The 15126-nt window shown below is 71.1% G+C and carries 14 protein-coding genes; 3 read left to right on the top strand and 11 right to left on the bottom strand.

Going from position 1 to position 15126, the window contains the following annotated elements; all coding sequences use genetic code 11:
- Positions 1 to 23: 23 nt before the first annotated feature.
- Entirely contained in the window at positions 24 to 974 is a 951-nt protein-coding gene (locus tag OG710_RS19170; protein ID WP_330240415.1) for a LysR family transcriptional regulator, read from the bottom strand.
- Between the two features lie 63 nt (positions 975 to 1037).
- Between OG710_RS19170 and OG710_RS19165 the strand changes: the two genes are divergently transcribed.
- The 3 genes from OG710_RS19165 (at position 1038) to OG710_RS19155 (ending at position 4279) form a co-directional block, all read left to right on the top strand.
- On the top strand, positions 1038 to 2336 hold the full coding sequence (locus OG710_RS19165; RefSeq protein ID WP_330240414.1) for an MFS transporter: 1299 nt from the start codon (positions 1038 to 1040) through the stop codon (positions 2334 to 2336).
- Positions 2337 to 2439: 103 nt separating this feature from the next.
- Positions 2440 to 3156, top strand: coding sequence for a L,D-transpeptidase family protein (locus tag OG710_RS19160; protein WP_330240413.1), 717 nt, complete (start codon positions 2440 to 2442; stop codon positions 3154 to 3156).
- Positions 3157 to 3259: 103 nt separating this feature from the next.
- On the top strand, positions 3260 to 4279 hold the full coding sequence (locus tag OG710_RS19155) for a sigma-70 family RNA polymerase sigma factor (protein ID WP_330240412.1): 1020 nt from the start codon (positions 3260 to 3262) through the stop codon (positions 4277 to 4279).
- Between the two features lie 26 nt (positions 4280 to 4305).
- Here OG710_RS19155 and OG710_RS19150 read toward each other — a convergent pair whose 3' ends face one another.
- The 10 genes from OG710_RS19150 to OG710_RS19105 all read right to left on the bottom strand — a co-directional run bounded on the left by OG710_RS19150 (position 4306) and on the right by OG710_RS19105 (position 15120).
- Positions 4306 to 4611: an STAS domain-containing protein gene (locus OG710_RS19150; RefSeq protein WP_330240411.1), complete on the bottom strand. Its 306-nt coding sequence runs from the start codon at positions 4609 to 4611 to the stop codon at positions 4306 to 4308.
- Positions 4612 to 4697: 86 nt separating this feature from the next.
- Positions 4698 to 5294: a Uma2 family endonuclease gene (locus tag OG710_RS19145; protein WP_330240410.1), complete on the bottom strand. Its 597-nt coding sequence runs from the start codon at positions 5292 to 5294 to the stop codon at positions 4698 to 4700.
- A gap of 100 nt (positions 5295 to 5394) precedes the next feature.
- Positions 5395 to 6672 (bottom strand): thymidine phosphorylase, encoded by a 1278-nt coding sequence (locus OG710_RS19140; protein ID WP_330240409.1) that lies wholly within the window; start codon positions 6670 to 6672, stop codon positions 5395 to 5397.
- A gap of 114 nt (positions 6673 to 6786) precedes the next feature.
- Entirely contained in the window at positions 6787 to 7191 is a 405-nt protein-coding gene (locus OG710_RS19135) for a cytidine deaminase (protein ID WP_111337749.1), read from the bottom strand.
- Positions 7188 to 8477, bottom strand: coding sequence for an ABC transporter permease (locus OG710_RS19130; protein WP_330240408.1), 1290 nt, complete (start codon positions 8475 to 8477; stop codon positions 7188 to 7190). Before OG710_RS19130 ends, OG710_RS19135 begins: the two co-directional genes overlap by 4 nt.
- Entirely contained in the window at positions 8474 to 9589 is a 1116-nt protein-coding gene (locus OG710_RS19125; RefSeq protein WP_111337745.1) for an ABC transporter permease, read from the bottom strand. Before OG710_RS19125 ends, OG710_RS19130 begins: the two co-directional genes overlap by 4 nt.
- Entirely contained in the window at positions 9586 to 11169 is a 1584-nt protein-coding gene (locus OG710_RS19120; protein WP_330240407.1) for an ABC transporter ATP-binding protein, read from the bottom strand. Before OG710_RS19120 ends, OG710_RS19125 begins: the two co-directional genes overlap by 4 nt.
- 282 nt (positions 11170 to 11451) lie before the next feature.
- The gene (locus OG710_RS19115; protein ID WP_330240406.1) at positions 11452 to 12492 is read right to left on the bottom strand and encodes a BMP family lipoprotein; all 1041 of its coding nucleotides are present in this window, start codon (positions 12490 to 12492) and stop codon (positions 11452 to 11454) included.
- Positions 12493 to 12641: 149 nt separating this feature from the next.
- The gene (locus OG710_RS19110) at positions 12642 to 13871 is read right to left on the bottom strand and encodes an amidohydrolase (RefSeq protein ID WP_330242291.1); all 1230 of its coding nucleotides are present in this window, start codon (positions 13869 to 13871) and stop codon (positions 12642 to 12644) included.
- Between the two features lie 190 nt (positions 13872 to 14061).
- Positions 14062 to 15120, bottom strand: coding sequence for a hypothetical protein (locus OG710_RS19105; RefSeq protein WP_330240405.1), 1059 nt, complete (start codon positions 15118 to 15120; stop codon positions 14062 to 14064).
- Between the last annotated feature and the right edge of the window lie 6 nt (positions 15121 to 15126).

The raw sequence follows: 15126 nt of genomic DNA, 5'->3' as shown, positions 1-15126 counted from the left end.
TGGAGCGACGCAAGGCGGGGCTCCTACGCCAGCAGGTTCCCCCGGCGGCTCAGGAGGAACCGTTTGAACGCCGCTACCGGGGGTGTGTCCGGGTGGCCGTCCAGCCAGGCCACTCCGATCTCGCGCACCGCCCTCGGGGCCGTCACCGTCAGTTCGACCACGCCGGGGCGGGCCACCGCGGGTGGGGGCAGGAGAGCCACGCCGAGGCCCGCCGCGACCAGGCCGCGCAGGGTTTCCGCTTCCTCGCCCTCGAAGGCGACGCGCGGGGTGAAGCCGGCTTCGGCGCAGAGGTCGTCCGTGATGCGGCGCAGGCCGTAGCCGGGTTCGAGGGTGACGAAGGTTTCGTCGGCGGCTTCGGCGAGGCGGATGCGGCGGCGGGTGGCGAGGCGGTGGTCCTCGGGGACGACCAGGCGCAGGCGCTGTTCGTCCAGGCGGCGGGTGACGAGGTCGGGGGCGTCCGGGACCGGGGAGGTGAGGCAGAGGTCGAGGCCGCCGGCGCGAAGGCGTTCGATCATGGCCTCGCCGTAGTTCTGGACGAGCTGGAAGCGGACCCGGGGATGGTCGGCGCGGAAGGCGCGGATCAGGGCGGGAACGGTTTCGGAGCCCATCGTGTGGAGAAAGCCGAAGGCCACCTTGCCTGCGGCCGGGTCGGCGTCGGCGCGCACCGATTCGGCGGCCTTCTCCACCTCGGCGAGGGCGCGTTCGGCGGAGCCGAGGAAGGTGCGGCCCGCCGGGGTGAGGGAGACGGTGCGGCCCTTGCGGGCGAACAGGGCGACGCCCAGGTCGTCCTCAAGCCGGACCATGGCGCGCGAGAGCGTGGACTGCGGGACGCCCAGCTCCTGCGCGGCGCGCGTGACGTGCTCGTGGCGGGCGACCGCCGCGAAGTACGCGAGGCGCGGCGCGAGGACCGCGCGGATGTCTTCTTCGTAACTGCTCGGTGACAGCCGAGGCTGTGAGCTGTGCTGATGCGCCATGGGATTGATTATTCGCTGTTTGTGCATTGGACGCATGAAGGGGGGCCGACCTACGTTCGTCGCATGCCTCCTGCCAGTACCGGGGCGGTCACCCTCACCGTGGCCGCCTCGACCCAGCCGTCCCCCGTCACCGACACCACCGACCGGCTCGAACCCGGCCGCCCCGGCTACCGCCGGATGAGCTTCGCCCTCTTCGCCGCCGGTGTCGCGACGTTCGCACTCCTCTACTCCACGCAGGCGCTGCTGCCCGCCGTGTCCGCGTCCTTCGGCGCCACGGCCGGGCAGGCGAGCTGGACGGTCTCCGCGGCGACCGGCGCGCTGGCGCTGTGCGTGCTGCCGCTGAGCGCGCTGTCGGAACGGTTCGGGCGGCGGCAGATGATGACCGCCTCGCTGGTGATCGCGGTGACGGTCGGGCTGTTCGTGCCGTTCGCTCCCTCGCTCGGCTGGCTGATCGCGCTGCGCGCCGTGCAGGGTGCCGCGCTCGCCGGGCTGCCCGCGTCGGCGATGGCGTATCTGGCGGAAGAGGTGCGGCCCAAGGCGCTCGTCGCCGCGATCGGACTGTTCGTGGCCGGCAACAGCATCGGCGGCATGACCGGCCGCATCCTCACCGGCTGGGTCGCGCAGCTGTGGGGCTGGCGGGCGGCGCTCGGCGCGGTCGGGCTGCTGGCCGTGGTGTGCGCGGTCGTCTTCCACTTCATGATCCCGCGCGCCCGGCACTTCACTCCGGGCACGCTGAACCCGAAGGCCCTGGCCAGGACGGTCGGTTCGCACCTCGCCGACCCGCTGCTGCGCAGGCTGTACGCGATCGGCGCGCTGTTCATGACGGTGTTCGGCGCGGTGTACACGGTCATCGGCTACCGGCTCGTGGAGGCGCCGTTCCACCTGCCGCAGGGCATCGTCGGGTCGATCTTCCTGGTCTACCTCGTGGGTACGGTCTCCTCCGCCGCGGCCGGTCGGCTGGTGGCGCGGCTCGGGCGCCGGGGCGCGCTGTACCTGGCCGTGTCGACCACGGCGGCGGGTCTGCTGCTCTCGCTGGCGGACCGGTTGGCCGCCGTCCTGCTCGGCCTGGTGCTGATCACGGCCGGGTTCTTCGCGGGCCACGCGGTCGCCTCCTCGGCGGTGAGCCGTACGGCGACCACGGGGCGCGCGCAGGCGTCGGCCCTGTACCAGTCGGCGTACTACCTGGGTTCCAGCGCGGGCGGCACGCTCGGCGCGGTCGCCTTCCACGCCGGCGGCTGGGCGGGCACGGTGGCGCTGGGGCTGTTCGCCGTACTCGGCGTCGTCACCATCACGCTGTACGGGACGCGCGCCGCCCGTGCCGAACGGCTGCGGCTCTCCCCCGTGGCGTCCGTACAGAACTGAGACATTTCACGTACAACCAACCGCTCCCCTTCGCGCATCTAGCAGGCGGAATCACCGCAGTGCGCGCGAAGGGGAGTTGGCGTACATGGGAGACGGGAAGAACATGCGGAACATTCGGGGGACCGGGGGCGTACGGGTACGGCGGGGGCTGGTGCTGTCCGTCGCGGCGCTGACCGCGATACCGGCGTTCGTCATCGGTACGGGCGGCAGCGCGCAGGCGGCGTCCTGCACGAAGTCGAAGGGGCCGTACCAGAAGCAGGTCGAGAAGTACCTGCACCTGAAGGTGGACGGAAAGCAGTCGTCGGCCGACTGCAAGGCGATCCGGTCGTTCCAGAACAAATACGGTGTCACTCCGGCCATCGGTTATGCGGGACCGGTCACCTGGCGGACGATGCAGACGCTCACCGCGCAGAAGGCCGCCGGGAAGAACCCGAACAAGGCCAAGAAGTGCCCCACGAACAAGGGGCGGATCGCCTGCGTCGACCTGACGCGGCAGCTCAGCTGGATCCAGGACGGCAAGAAGCTGAAGTTCGGGCCGGTTCCGGTGCGGACGGGGCGGGACAAGTACGAGACCCGGTCGGGCGCGAAGAAGATCTACTGGCGCCACAAGAACCATGTGTCGTCGATCTACCACGTGGCCATGCCGTACTCGCAGTTCTTCGACGGCGGGCAGGCGTTCCACGCGGTCGGCGTGAAGATGTGGAACCCGCCGGGGTCGCACGGCTGCGTCAACATGCGTACCGCCGACGCGAAGTCATACTGGAACCTGTTGAGGAACGGCGACGACGTCTACGTGTACGGCCGCAAGCCGGGGACCTGACCGGTTTCCGCCCTTCCCGCCCCCGTTGTCAGTGGCCTGCGGTAGCTTCCGAAGTGCTGGGTGAAGTGAGCGGTGTCACAGCGCGACAGGGGTGGAACGGGCGATGGGTGAACTGACAGCGGCGGCGGCAGCGGGGTCCGGCTCCGGGGCGGCCGACGACCTCGACAGCCGGCTGGAGGGACACCGGGTCGAGCTGACGGGTTACTGCTACCGGATGCTCGGCTCGGCCTTCGAGGCGGAGGACGCCGTCCAGGACACGCTGGTACGGGCCTGGCGCAACTTCGACAAGTTCGAGGGCCGGTCCTCGCTGCGCTCCTGGCTGTACCGCATCGCGACCAACGTCTGTCTCGACATGCTGAACGCGGGCAGGAAGCGGGCGCGGCCGGTGGATCTGTCGGGGCCGACGCCGCTCGCGCAGGCCGCGCTCAACCCGCTGCCGGAGAACACCTGGCTGGAGCCGATGCCGGACGGCCGCATCCTGCCGACGGTCGAGGACCCTGCGGAGGCGGCGGTGGCGCGCGAATCGGTGCGGCTCGCGTTCGTCGCCGCGCTCCAGCATCTGCCGCCGAAGCAGCGGGCCGTGCTGATCCTGCGCGAGGTGCTGGCGTGGAAGGCCGCCGAGGTGGCGGAGCTGCTCGACACCTCGGTCGCCTCGGTCAACAGCGCCCTCCAGCGCGCACGGGCGACGCTCACCGACCACGAATCGGTGGCCGCCGACGCGGCGAACCCGCTGGACGAGGAGCAGGCCAAGCTCCTGGAGCGATACGTGGCGGCGTTCGAGGGGTACGACATGAAGGCGCTGACCGCGCTCCTCCACGAGGACGCGGTGATGACGATGCCGCCGTTCGACCTCTGGCTCCGGGGCCACGACGACATCACCGGCTTCATGACCTCCATCGGCGCGGGCTGCGCCGGCTCCCGTCTCGTCGCGACCTCCGCCAACGGCACCCCGGCCTTCGCCCACTACAAGCCGAACCCGGAGGGCCCCGGCTTCGTCCCGTGGGCGGTCCAGGTCATCGACATCTCGGACGGCGCGATCACGGGCATGCACTGCTTCCTGGACACGCCCCGCTGGTTCCCGCTGTTCGGCCTCCCGGACCACCTGGAGGCGGACGAGGCGTAAGGCGCGCGGGCCGGGCGGCGCCCGCTTCACGGCCGCCCGTCCCCCACCACGTCCCCCAGCCCCACCAGGTTGAGCAACGCCCCCAGTTCCGGGGGTGTCCCCCGTAGTCGCAGGCGGCGGTCGCCCGTCCTCCGGGCGGTCAGGGAGAGGCGGGCCAGGACCTCCACCGTGGTCAGGTCCGGGTGGACGAGGCCGCTCAGGTCGCAGTCGACCGCCGTGACCGCGGCCGGGGTCGCCGCGAGCAGTGCCTCCAGCTCGGCGCACAGGCGCGGGGCGGCGGCGCGGGTGAGGCGGCCGGAGAGGACGAGCGCGGCCGGGCGCGGGGCTTCCATACCCTGACAGACCCGGGCCGGACCGAAAACTCATCGCCCGAGTTCATCGCCCGGCGGCTCGCCACGCCCGCAGCCCCGCAGGCTCCTCAGCCGGCCGGGAAGATCCCCGTGTCCAGGTCCAGGCCGAACGGATCGGGGAGGGTCAGCTTCTCGCCGTACTCGACCGTGGCCAGTTGCCGGTACGTACCGCTTCGGGGCTCCCCGTACAGCGTGGCGGTGGGACGGCCCGAGTGCCACGGGTCCAGCAGGAGGAACAGTTCGACGCCCGCCTTCGCGTAGCCGTGCACCTTGCCGATGCGGTCGTGGTTGGCGTTGGCCTGCGACGTGATCTCGACGACCAGCAGCGCTTCCTCGGCGGGGACGCGGTTGCCCGGTCCGGACGCCACGGCCCGCGGGACGACCACGAGGTCGGGGATGTAGAGCCCGGCCCGGCCGGGGACCGAGACGCCCAGCGTTTGATAAATACCCCAGTCTTCCGGGATCACTGAGTAGAGCCTGCGCTGGAGCAGCTCCGCAGTGGTGTTGTGGTCCTTGGACGGTGGCGGCGACACAGTGACGATCCCCTCGATGATCTCCACCTTGCAGCCCTCCGGCGCGTCCGTCTCCTCCCAGATCCGGACGAGGTCGTCCCACTCCTGGCCCTGTCCCTGGCCCGGCGCGGGATCGACGGTGAGTGCGCTCATGGCGGTCTCTCCTCGTATTGGTGCGTCACCGAGTCCAGCATGCCGAACGGGACCGGGGGCAGTCCACCGGTCCCGTTCACCCGTACGGGGAAGGCGCAGGTCAGGCGATACGTTCCCGCACCACCGGGGTCGCCGTGTACGGGGTGCCGGCCGGTTCGATGTCGTAGGCGTCCGGGAGCGCCTTGAGGGCGTAGTCGAACTTCTCCGGGGTGTCCGTGTGCAGCGTCAGCAGCGGCCGGCCCGCGATGACCTCGTCGCCGGGCTTGGCGTGCAGCTCGATGCCCGCGCCGGCCTGCACCGGGTCCTCCTTGCGGGCGCGGCCCGCGCCGAGGCGCCAGGCGGCGACGCCGATGTCGTACGCGTCCAGGCGGGTCAGCACGCCGGAGGCGGACGCCTTGATGACGTGCTGCTCGCGGGCGACCGGGAGCGGGGCATCCGGGTCGCCGCCCTGGGCGGAGATCATCCGGCGCCAGACGTCCATCGCGGAGCCGTCGGTGAGGGCCTTCTCCGGGTCGGCGTCCTTGAGCCCGGCCGCGTCCAGCATCTCGCGGGCGAGGGCCAGGGTGAGGTCGACGACGTCCTTGGGGCCGCCGCCGGCCAGGACCTCGACGGACTCGCGGACCTCCAGGGCGTTGCCCGCGGTGAGGCCGAGCGGGGTGGACATGTCGGTGAGCAGGGCGACCGTGCGGACGCCGCTGTCGGTGCCGAGGGCGACCATGGTGGAGGCCAGCTCGCGGGCGTCGTCGAGGTTCTTCATGAAGGCGCCGGAGCCGACCTTGACGTCCAGGACGAGGGCGCCGGTGCCCTCGGCGATCTTCTTGGACATGATCGAGCTGGCGATGAGCGGGATCGCCTCGACGGTGCCGGTGACGTCGCGCAGCGCGTACAGCTTCTTGTCGGCGGGGGCCAGGCCGTCACCGGCGGCGCAGATGACGGCGCCGGTGGTGTCGAGGACGTCCAGCATCTCGGCGTTGGAGAGGTGGGCGCGCCAGCCGGGGATGGACTCCAGCTTGTCCAGCGTGCCGCCGGTGTGGCCGAGGCCGCGGCCGCTGAGCTGGGGCACGGCCGCGCCGCAGGCGGCGACGAGCGGGGCGAGCGGGAGGGTGATCTTGTCGCCGACGCCGCCCGTGGAGTGCTTGTCCGTGGTGGGGCGGGAGAGGGCGGCGAAGTCCATGCGTTCGCCGGAGGCGATCATCGCGGCGGTCCAGCGGGCGATCTCCGTACGGTTCATGCCGTTCAGCAGGATCGCCATGGCCAGCGCGGACATCTGCTCGTCGGCGACCTCGCCGCGGGTGTACGCGTCGATGACCCAGTCGATCTGCTCGGGTGTCAGCTCGCCGCGGTCCCGCTTGGTGCGGATGACGGAGATGGCGTCCATGGTGAGGCGTCCTTCCGGCCGGTTCGTACAAACGCGTGAGTGGCTGACTCTACGCGCATAGAGGGAGAAAGAGCTGCCGGGTGGACCCGTTGTGCGGGTCCACCCGGCGGTGGTTCAGCCGAGGTGGGCCGGGCCGAAGGCCTGCGGCAGCATCTCGTCCAGGGTGCGGAGTCCGTCCGGGGTCTCCAGGAGCATCTCCGGGCCGCCGAACTCGTACAGCAGCTGCCTGCACCGGCCGCACGGGACCAGGATCTCGCCCGCCCCGTCCACGCAGGTGAAGTGGGTGAGCCGGCCGCCGCCGGTGGCGTGCAGCTGGGAGACCAGGCCGCACTCGGCGCACAGCCCGATCCCGTACGAGGCGTTCTCGACGTTGCAGCCGGTGATCGTGCGGCCGTCGTCGACGCGGGCGGCGACGCCGACCGGGTAGCCGGAGTACGGGGCGTACGCGCGGGACATGGCGTCCCGCGCGGCGGCCCGCAGGGCCTCCCAGTCGGCGTCGGTGAAGGCCGCGGCGGTCACTTGCCCTGGCCCTTGCGGTAGCGCATGCCGTCCGCCTTGGGCATCCGCAACCGCTGTGCGGAGAGGGAGAGGACGAGCAGCGTGACGATGTACGGGGTCGCGCTCACGAACTCGGTGGGCACGCTGTCCGTACCGAGGTACCAGACCAGGACGACGGCCGCGACGACGGCGCTGATCACACCCTGCGTGTAGCTCTTGCGGTAGAGCTTCCACCCGGCGATGCCGACGAGGACCACGAACAGCAGCAGGAGCAGCGCGTGGACGGACTGGCCGCCGTTGCGCAGCTGGAGCGCGTCGGCGAAGCCGAACAGGCCCGCGCCCATGGCGAGTCCGCCGGGGCGCCAGTTGCCGAAGATCATCGCGGCGAGACCGATGTAACCGCGTCCGCCGGTCTGGCCCTCGTTGTAGATGTGCGAGGTGACCAGCGAGAGGAAGGCGCCGCCGAGTCCGGCGAGGCCGCCGGAGACGATCACCGCGGCGTACTTGTACAGGTAGACGTTGACGCCGAGCGATTCGGCGGCGACCGGGTTCTCGCCGCAGGAGCGCAGCCGCAGGCCGAACGCGGTCTTCCACAGGACGAAGAAGGTCGCGACGAACAGGACGACGGCCAGGACCGTCAGCAGCGAGAGGTTGGTGACCAGGCCGCCGAGGATGCCCGCCAGGTCGGAGACGAAGAACCAGTGGTGCTTCTCGATGGAGTGCAGTCCGTCGGAGAGGCCGGGGATGGTCACCGAGGTGATCTCGTCGGCCGGCGGGGACTGCTTCGGGGAGCCGCCCTTGGCCGCCGCCTCGCCGCTGTTGAACCAGAGCTTGGCGAAGTAGGTGGTGAAGCCGAGGGCCAGGATGTTGATCGCGATGCCGGAGATGATGTGGTCGACGCCGAAGGTGATGGTGGCGACGGCGTGCAGCAGACCGCCGAGCATGCCGCCGATGACGCCGGCGAGCACACCGATCCAGGGGCTGGTCTGCCAGCCGGCCCAGGCGCCGAAGAAGGTGCCGAGGATCATCATGCCTTCGAGGCCGATGTTGACCACGCCGGCGCGTTCGGACCACAGGCCGCCGAGACCGGCGAGGCCGATCGGTACGGCCATGGCGAGGGCGGCGCTGATCTGGCCCGCGGACGTCACGTCCTGCGCGCCGGTGATGGCGCGTACGGCGGACAGCGCGAGCAGGACGCCCGCGATGATCAGCAGGAGTACGGGGAAGGAGAGGCGGGAACGGCCGCTCTTGCCGCCGGAGACCTTGGGGGCCGCCGGGGGCGGGGTGGAAGTCGCCGTGGCGGTCACGCCGACACCTCCTGCTGGTCGGAGTTACGGGCGGCCTGTGCGGCGAGTTCCGCGCCGACCTTGCTCTGCTGGCGCTTGAGTCCGTAGCGGCGGACGACCTCGTAGGCGATGACGACGCACAGGACGATGACGCCCTGGATCACGCCGACGATCTCCTTGTCGTACCCCTCGAACTCCAGCTTTCCGGTGCCGCGCTCCAGGAAGCCCCAGAGCAGCGCGCCGAGCGCGATGCCGATGGGGTGGTTGCGGCCCAGGAGAGCGATGGCGATGCCGGTGAAGCCGATGCCGATGGGGAAGTCGCCGCTGAACTCGTGGCTGTCGTTGAGCAGCGTCGGCATGCCGATGAGGCCGGCGACGCCGCCGGAGATGAGCATCGAGGTGATGACCATGCGGCGGACGTTGACGCCGCTGGCCTCGGCGGCGGAGCCGGACTGGCCGACCGTGCGCAGGTCGAAGCCGAAGCGGGTGCGCGAGAGGGTGAACCAGTACGCGATGCCGGCGGCGACGGCGACGACGATGAAGCCCCAGATGGGCGTGGGCGTCGTCGGGAACTCGAAGAAGTGCGAGGACTCGGGCAGCGGCTTGGTGGAGATCTTGGTGCCGGCCTCGTCGAGGTGGCCGAGGCGGTTCTGCTGGAGCAGATAGCCGATGACCGCGGTCGCGATGGAGTTCAGCATGATCGTGGAGACGACCTCGCTGACGCCGCGGGTGACCTTGAGCAGACCGGCGATGCCGGCCCACATGGCGCCGACGATCATCGCGGTGAGGATGATCAGCGGGATCTGGAGGGCGCCGGGCAGGGTCAGCGCGCCGCCGAGCGCGGCGGCGAAGAAGGCGGCGAGGCGGTACTGCCCGTCGACGCCGATGTTGAAGAGGTTCATCCGGAAGCCGACGGCCACCGCGAGACCCGCGAGGTAGTACGTCGTCGCCTTGTTCAGGATGTAGACCTGGCTGTCCGACTTCAGCCCGTAGTCGAACATGATGCCGAAGGCGTTGAACGGCTCCTTGCCGGTGGCGGCGAGCACGAGTGCCGTCACCAGGAAGGCGACCACGATCGCGAGTACGGGGGCCGCGATCCCCAGGAGCAGCCGCTCCTTGTCGATCTTCTTCATCGGTCCTCTCCCCCTTCGCGGGGGTCGGTGTCGTCGTCCGTGGCGGCGGCGGTCCCGCCCTCCTCCGGCGTTTCGAGGTGGCCGCTGGCCGCGCCCGTCATCGCCGAGCCCAGCTCCTCGGGGGTGATGGTCGCCGGGTCGGCGTCCGCGACCAGGCGGCCGCGGTACATGACGCGCAGGGTGTCGGAGAGCCCGATCAGCTCGTCCAGGTCGGCGGAGATAAGCAGCACCGCGAGGCCCTCGACGCGCGCCTCGCGGATCTGGTCCCAGATCTGCGCCTGCGCGCCGACGTCCACGCCTCGGGTGGGGTGCGCGGCGATCAGGAGCTTGGGCGCGTGGCTCATCTCGCGGCCGACGATCAGCTTCTGCTGGTTGCCGCCGGAGAGGGAGGCCGCGGTGACGTCGATGCCGGGGGTGCGTACGTCGTAGTCGCGCACGATCCGCTCGGTGTCGGTGCGGGCGGCCTTGATGTCGAGGAAGGCGCCCCTGCTGTTGGGGCGTTCCGTGACGTGGCCGAGGATGCGGTTCTCCCAGAGGGGGGCCTCCAGGAGGAGCCCGTGCCGGTGGCGGTCCTCGGGGATGACGGCCATGCCGCCCTCGCGGCGCTTGCGCGTCGGGGTGCGGGAGATGTCCGTGCCGTCCAGGGTGAGGGTGCCCTCGTCCGGGGAGCGCATGCCCATGATGGCGTCGACCAGTTCGGACTGGCCGTTGCCCTCGACACCGGCGATGCCCAGGACCTCGCCCTTGTGGATGGTGAAGGTGATGCCATCGAGGACGGCGCGCACGGCGCCGTCCGGGTCGGTCGCGGTGAGCCGCAGGCCGTCGACGGTGAGCATGGGGACGTCGGTGACCGTCGACTCGCGGGTCTCGGGGGACGGCAGTTCGCTGCCGACCATCAGCTCGGCGAGCTGCTTGGTCGTGGTGTTGCGGGGGTCGGCGGTGCCGACGGTGGTGCCGCGCCGGATGACGGTGATCTCGTCGGCGACCGACAGGACCTCGCCCAGCTTGTGCGAGATGAAGATGACGGTCAGGCCCTCGGCCTTGAGCTCGCGCAGGTTGTCGAAGAGTGCGTCGACCTCCTGGGGCACGAGGACGGCGGTGGGCTCGTCGAGGATCAGGGTGCGGGCGCCCCGGTAGAGGACCTTGAGGATCTCCACGCGCTGGCGGTCGGCGACGCCGAGGTCCTCGACCATGGCGTCCGGGCGGACGCCGAGGCCGTACGCGTCGGAGATCTCCTTGATCCTGGCGCGGGCCCGGTCCCCGATGCCGTACAGCTTCTCGGAGCCGAGTACGACGTTCTCCAGGACGGTGAGGTAGTCGGCGAGCATGAAGTGCTGGTGCACCATGCCGATGCCGCGGGCGATGGCGTCGCCCGGGTTGGAGAACACGGCCTGTTCGCCGTCCACCGCGATGGTGCCCTCGTCCGGCTTCTGCATGCCGTACAGGATCTTCATCAGAGTGGACTTGCCGGCGCCGTTCTCGCCGACGAGGGCGTGGACGGTGCCGCGGCGCACGGTGATGTCGATGTCGTGGTTGGCCACGACTCCGGGGAATCGCTTGGTGATACCGCGGAGCTCCACGGCGTTGGAACTGCTGGACGCGTTGATGGCGCACTCTCCTTGGCAGGAGCGGAGGGCGGGGGCGAAGGGCAGGAGCGGAGGGCGGGGGCGGTGGGGACGGGGAGGCGGGGGGTGGAAAACGTATCGCGCCCGGCCGGTTCCAGTCCCGACGCTACGCGCGTAGCGTCGCCGAATCGTTGGCCACCTGATCACAGGTGGCCCTCGCCCCGCCGGGGGTACGTGAATCGGGGCCCGGAACGGGCGGCCGAAGCCGCTCGCCGGGCCCCGATCTCGACGTGGGGATCAGGTCGTGGTCTTGACCTTGATGGTGCCGTCGACGATCTTCTTCTTCGCCTCGTCGAGCTGGGCCTGGATGTCCTTGAGGTGGTCACCCGTGGGGGTCAGGCTGACGCCGCCCTTGGCCAGCGAGTACGTCTGGGTGCCGGTGATCGGCTTGCCGTCCTTGACCGACTTGACCAGGTCGTAGACGCCGGAGTCGACGTTCTTGACGACCGAGGTCAGGATCGTGTCCTTGTACTTCGCCAGGGCCGGGTCCAGGGCCTGGTCGGAGTCGACGCCGATGGACCAGGCGCCCTTCTTGCCCGCGACGGCCTCGATCGAGCCGGCGCCGGAGCCGCCCGCGGCGGCGAAGATGACGTCGATGCCCTTGTCGAGCATGCCCTTGGCGGCGGCCTTGCCCTTGTCGGGGCTGCCGAAGCCGGAGAGGTCCGAGCCGGTGGACAGGTACTGGATCTGCACCGTGGCCTTGGGCTTGGTGTCCAGGACGCCCTGGCGGAAGCCGGCGGCGAACTTCTTGATCAGCGGGAGGTCCACACCGCCGATGAAGCCGACCTTGTCGTCCTTCGACTTCAGCGCCGCCGCGACACCGGCGAGGTAGGAGCCCTGCTCCTCGGTGAAGACGATGTTGTCGACGTTCTTGACGTCGGAGACGGAGTCGACCAGGCCGAAGGAGATCTTCGGGTACTTGGGCGCGATCTTGTCGATCGCCTCCTTGTACGCGAAGCCGATGGCGATGACCGGGTTGTAGCCGCCCTCGGCGAGCGACTGGAGGCGCTGGTCGCGGTCGGCGGAGCTCTCGCCGGTCTTGGCGGTCAGCTCCTTGGTCTCGGCGCCGAACTCGGCCTTGGCCTTGTCCAGGCCGCGCGCGGCGGAGTCGTTGAACGAGTTGTCGCCACGGCCGCCGACGTCGTAGGCCATGCCGATCTTCATCTTGCCGTCGTCCGAGCCGGAACTCTCGTCGGACGACTCGCCACACGCGGTGGCGGTGAGCGCGAGGGCCGCGGTGACGGCGATCGCGGCGCTGATCTTGGATACCCGGCGCAAGGGAAGGCTCCTTCAAACCTGACCGAAGCGCCTCTTCCGGCGCTGGTTTCGCGGCGATCGTAACGCGCGTAGATGTCAGATAAAGCCCTGTACGGAAGCCGTTATCGGATCGTCGCGAACGCAGGGCATCCCCTGGGCGACCTGTCCGGTTACGGCTGGTTGACGTACAGCAACGCGGAGGCGGTGAACAGCTCGGCCGCCACCGTGATCGCCTCCTCGTCCGCGTCGAAGTTGCCGCGGTGCAGGTCGAGTCCGCGGGTGTCACCGGGGGTACGGACCCCGAGCCGCGCCATGGCGCCCGAGACGTGCTCCAGGTACCAGGAGAAGTCCTCGCCGCCCAGGCTCTGCTCGGTGTCCTCGATGGCGTACGCGCCCCGGCGGGCGGTCATCGCACCGGCCAGGAGGTCGATGGACGCGGCGTCGTTGACGACGGGCGGCACGCCGCGGACGTAGTTGATCACCGTCTTGGCGCGGTGCAGGCCGGCGATCTCGTCGATCGCGGCGTGCACCAGGTCGGGCGCCTCGCGCCACGCGGCGAGGTCGAGGCAGCGCACGGTTCCGGACAGCTCGGCGTGCTGCGGGATGACGTTGCAGGCGTGGCCGGCCTCCAGGCGCCCCCAGGTGACCGCGAGGCCGGAGCGGGCGTCGACGCGCCGGGCCAGCAGGGCGGGCACCTCGGTGACGATCTTGGCGGCGGCGGTGACCAGGTCCGTGGTCAGGTGCGGGCGGGCGGTGTGGCCGCCGGGCCCGTCCAGGGCGAGTTCGAGGCGGTCGCAGGCGGAGGTGATCGCGCCGACCCGCAGCCCGATCCGGCCGACGTCCACCTTGGGGTCGCAGTGGACGCCGATGATGCGGCCGACGCCCTCCAGGACCCCGGACGCGATGGCGTCGGGCGCGCCGCCGGGCAGCACCTCCTCGGCCGGCTGGAAGATCAGCCGCACCGGGTTGGGCAGCAGCCCCTGCCGGTCCAGCTCGGCGAGGACGATCCCGGCGCCGAGGACGGCGGTGGTGTGGATGTCGTGCCCGCAGGCGTGGGCCCGGTCGGGCACGGTGGAGCGGTAGGGCACCCCGGTCTTGCTGTCCGGGATGGGGAGCGCGTCGATGTCGGCGCGCAGCGCGAGCATGGGCCGGGTGTCTTCCCCGGGGGTGCCGACGTCACACATGAGCCCGGTCCCGGAGGCGAGCACCTTCGGGGCGAGCCCGGCCTGCTCCAGCCGGGCCTTGAGGGCCGCGGTGGTGCGGAACTCCTGGTTGCCCAGTTCGGGGTGCATGTGCAGGTCCCTGCGGAAGGCGATCAACTCGGCGCGCAGGGCGTCGGGCAGTGCACCGGGCAGGGTTCCGTCCTGGGAGGGGCCGGCGGCGGACTCGGGGCAGATCAACTGGCTCACCTGTTGAAGGGTATGCCTCTTCCCTCCTCAACTGACCATGAAACAAGAAATCTTCAGCCACATAGGGGATTCTTTGGCCGCGTCCCGGCGTGTGGGGCGCGGCCACGATGGGTAGACTGCCGCGCTCGCGTCGCGCCGGCGCCGTGCTCGACCGGACGCCCCCGCGCGTCGCGGCTCCTCCCTACGCCTCCCCCGTCACGGCGGTGACCCGCCAGGGGGCCAGCCGCTGTGCGTCGCGGGCCGTCTCGGTGACGCCGGCCAGGAAGCCCTGGGCGCGCGGGGAGGCGGTTTCGCGCAGCCACTCCGGGGCGATGTCGCACACCGCGACCTTCACCTCGGTGCCGGTCAGCGCGAGGGGCAGGGTGTGGACGACCGTCGACGGGAAGCTCAGGACCGTGCGGCCGATGGGGCCCCGGCGGGCGATGAGTTCCAGCGGGAGGTCGGGCCGGACGATCTCCAGGCCGGTGGCCGCCTCCAGGGCGTGCAGCTTCTCGGTGGACTCGCGGCGGTGGGCGAAGTAGCGGGTGGCGCCGTGCGTACGGGCGAGGGCGCCGACCGCCTCCAGATAGCGGGCCCGGTCCACCACGCCCGTCTCGACCAGCGAGGTGCCGACCAGGTCCGCGCCCTTGGTCAGCGCCGGGGGGCCGAAGCGGGACCGGATCCAGGCGAAGGTGTTCGGGATGAGGACGACGCCCGGCGGCGGGATCACCGGCATGGCGGTGAACAGCTCGACCTCGCGCGCCGGCGACGGCGTGAACCGGCGCCGGGCGGTGGCCGCCACCGGGGCCAGCGCCAGGTCGCGGGGGCCGCGCCCGCCGCACCGGTGCCAGCGGACCAGCCGCTCGCCGCGGGTGAGCTGGGCGACGAACTCCATGGTGGCGGTGCCGTCGTCCACCACGGTGAGCCGGCGGGGCCGTACGAACGAGAGCAGCAGCTGTACGTACCGCGAGAACGGGTCTCCGATGACGATGTGGTCGGCGGTGCGGATGAGCCGGGTGAGGGCGCGCAGCGACTTGACGGGGGTGCCCGAGTCGCCGCGCGCCTCCTGCCAGCGCACGGTCATGCCCTCGTCGCGGGCCAGCTCCGCCATCCGGCGCAGCTGACCGCGCGACATCGGGTCGACCGGGGGGAGGACGACGACGGTGACGTCCGTGAGGACGCGCCCGCCGCCTCCCTCGGTGACGGCCCACTCCAGGACGTTCAGGAGCTGGACCGGGCTCTCGACGAAGGCGAGGTTCACCGGCCG

The organism is Streptomyces sp. NBC_00525 (assembly GCF_036346595.1).
Lineage (GTDB): Bacteria > Actinomycetota > Actinomycetes > Streptomycetales > Streptomycetaceae > Streptomyces.
This window is presented reverse-complemented; position numbering and strand designations above follow the sequence as displayed.

What these genes read in the sequence shown, in the direction of transcription:
- OG710_RS19170 (WP_330240415.1), bottom strand. Translation starts at nt 974, where the DNA reads ATGGCGCATCAGCACAGCTCACAGCCTCGGCTGTCACCGAGCAGTTAC.
- OG710_RS19165 (WP_330240414.1), top strand. Translation starts at nt 1,038, where the DNA reads ATGCCTCCTGCCAGTACCGGGGCGGTCACCCTCACCGTGGCCGCCTCG.
- OG710_RS19160 (WP_330240413.1), top strand. Translation starts at nt 2,440, where the DNA reads ATGCGGAACATTCGGGGGACCGGGGGCGTACGGGTACGGCGGGGGCTG.
- OG710_RS19155 (WP_330240412.1), top strand. Translation starts at nt 3,260, where the DNA reads ATGGGTGAACTGACAGCGGCGGCGGCAGCGGGGTCCGGCTCCGGGGCG.
- OG710_RS19150 (WP_330240411.1), bottom strand. Translation starts at nt 4,611, where the DNA reads ATGGAAGCCCCGCGCCCGGCCGCGCTCGTCCTCTCCGGCCGCCTCACC.
- OG710_RS19145 (WP_330240410.1), bottom strand. Translation starts at nt 5,294, where the DNA reads ATGAGCGCACTCACCGTCGATCCCGCGCCGGGCCAGGGACAGGGCCAG.
- OG710_RS19140 (WP_330240409.1), bottom strand. Translation starts at nt 6,672, where the DNA reads ATGGACGCCATCTCCGTCATCCGCACCAAGCGGGACCGCGGCGAGCTG.
- OG710_RS19125 (WP_111337745.1), bottom strand. Translation starts at nt 9,589, where the DNA reads ATGAAGAAGATCGACAAGGAGCGGCTGCTCCTGGGGATCGCGGCCCCC.